Genomic DNA, 2,877 nt, shown 5'->3' on the forward strand with positions numbered 1-2,877 from the left:
CGGTGGAGGCCGGGGGGACGGTGTCGTACAACGTTCTGCCGGACTGGACCGATCCGGACGGCGACGACGTCTACCTCCGCGACGTCGTTGCGGCGCCCGGAGACGAGGTGGACTTCACGACGGACGGCCAGATCACGTACCGCGCCATCGCGAGTCCCCCTGGTCGGTACGAGGTCCAGGTCGTCGTGGCGGACGGCGAGGGAGAACTCGCGAACGGTGTGCTGCAGCTGGACGTCCGGCCGGTCGGATCGACCTTGCCGAAGACCAACGCGGATCACGTCGTGACTCAGGTCGGCCAGCAGGTGACGGTGGCGCCGCTCGCGAACGACACCAGCTCCAGCCGCGAACTGCTCCGGCTGAACCGGGTCGACCCGGTGGACGGCGCGACCATCGTCCCCGACTACCCGAACAAGACCTTCACGTTCTCGGCCCCGGCTCCCGGGGTGTACTACGTGCAGTACCTGGTGACCGCGGGCGTTCCGTCCGCATCGGGGCTGGTGCGCATCGACGTGCAGGAGCAGAGCGACGAACAGCTCGCGCCGATCGCCGTGCGCGATGTCGCGTTGCTGCCGACCGGTGGCGAGGTGCTCGTCGGGGTGCTGAACAACGACACGGATCCCGGTGGCGGCATCCTGGTGGTGCAGTCCGTGACGGTCGAGCCCGGCAGCGGCGTCTCGGTGTCGGTTCTCAACCATGAGACGCTCCGCATCGGCGATCAGGGCGGGCTCGAGAGCCAGGTGCGCATCACCTACCGCATCTCGAACGGCACCAAGACCGCCGAAGGCGATGTGGTGGTCATCCCGATCCCCGCGCCGGACAAGCTGCTGCCCCCGGTGGCGAACGATGACACGGCGACGGTGCGTGCGGGGGATGTGGTGAGCATCCCGGTGCTGGACAATGACACGCATCCGAATGATGCGGCGATGCATGTCGAGCCGGAGCTGGTGGAGCCGTTCATCGATCCGGAGGATGGTGAGGCGTTCGTGTCTCAGGACGAGGTGCGCTTCCGTGCCGGTCCGGAGGCGAAGACGGTGTATGCGACGTACAACGTGGTGGATGAGAACGGTCAGGTGGATGCCGGGTACATCACGATCCAGATCCTCGCAGTGGACGAGGAGAAGAACGCCGCCCCGCGTCCGCGGGATGTCACCGCCCGCACGCTGAGCGGTTCGACGGCGAACATCGCGATCCCGTTGGACGGGATCGATGCGGACGGCGATTCGGTGGAACTGCTGGGGCTGGACTCGAACCCGAAGAAGGGTCTCGTCACGGTCGAGCAGGACTACCTGGTCTATGACGCGTTCGAGGACGCGACCGGTGTGGACACCTTCACCTACAAGGTGCGGGACAATCTCGGCAAGGAGGGCACCGCGACCGTTCATGTGGGCATCGCCCCGAGCGAAGAGGTGAACCAGGCCCCGTATGCGGTGAAGGACACGGTCGTCGTCCGGCCCGGACGCGAAGTCGCCGTCCCTGTGCTCGCGAACGATTCGGATCCCGAAGGGGCGAAGGTCGTCCTGGTCGAGAACGGGGTGACGTTCCCCTCCGACGTGTCCGGTCTGGACGCGCGGGTGTCCGGGGATCGCGTGCTGGTCCAGGCTCCGGATGCCGAGGTGGAGACGTCCGTGCAGTACACGATCGTGGACGACCGCGGCGCGGAGGCCAAGGCCGTGCTGCAGGTGACGGTGGACGAGGACGTCCCGTTGCTCTATCCGATCGCGCGTGACGATCGTGTGAAGTCCGAGGACGTCAAGGACGAGCTGACGGTCGACGTCGAGGTGCTCGCGAACGACGAGGATCCCGACGGCACGACCGAGTCCCTCGAACTCGAGGTCGAGTCCGGGGGCCGTGTGCTGGATGACGGCAAGGTTCGGGTGACGGTGGGGGATGAGCGTCAGTTGATCCGTTATACGTTGACGGATCAGGATGAGCAGTCGACGTCGGCGTTCATCTATGTGCCGGCGTTGGCGGATCTGCGTCCGGTGGTGGATTCGACGGAGGGGATCGAGGTCGTCAGTGGGGAGACGGTCGAGGTTCCGTTGGATGAGTATGTGACGGTCGCCGGTGGTGGGTCGGTGGTGATCACGGAGGCGGAGAAGGTCAGTGCGGCGCATGCGAACGGTGATGCGCTGATCAAGGATGAGCGCACGTTGGTGTATACGTCGGCGCAGGGGTTCTTCGGCAAGGATGCGTTGAACTTCGAGGTGACGGATGGTGCCGGGCCGGATGATCCGGAGGGTCGCAAGGCGACGTTGTCGATTCCGATCACGGTGCTGCCGCCGGAGAACCAGCAGCCCACGTTCACCCGGGGACAGGTCAACGTCGCCCCCGGGGAGTCGGCGGTCGAGCTGGATCTGGCCGAGCTCACGGACGATCCCGATCCGGAAGACCAGGGCAAGCACACGTTCGACTACGTCAGCGGCGCCACCGACGGCATCTCCGCGCGCATCGACGGCGATCAGCTGCTCGTCGAAGCCTCGTCCAACACCGCCAAGGGAACGGCTGCGACCCTCACCATCCGTGTCTCGGACGGGGAGACCGAGCCCATCGAAGGAACGGTCGACGTGACGGTGACGGCGTCGACGCGCGAGCTCCCGACGGCGAACACCGACACGTTCCCGGAGACGAACCAGGGCGAGACGATCACTGTCTCTCCGCTCGACAACGACGTGAACCCGTTCGAAGGCGAGGGCGATCTCCGGCTGATCCGCGCCGAGGTGGAGAGCGGCGACGGATCCATCACGGTGGTCGGCGATCAGGTCGAGGTGACTCCTGCCCAGTCCTTCGTCGGCACGCTGGTCGTGCGGTATCGGATCGGGGATGTGACGGAGGATCCGGATCGTGAGGTGGATGGTCAGATTGTTCTGACGGTTCAGG

At 66.1% G+C, this 2,877-nt stretch carries 1 protein-coding gene; it reads left to right on the forward strand.

All coding sequences use genetic code 11. The features are described from left to right. A partial coding sequence (locus AC3RXZ_RS16885) for an Ig-like domain-containing protein (protein ID WP_491494785.1) occupies nt 1–2,877 on the forward strand: 2,877 nt, incomplete at both ends.

The organism is Microbacterium cucumeris (assembly GCF_058349845.2).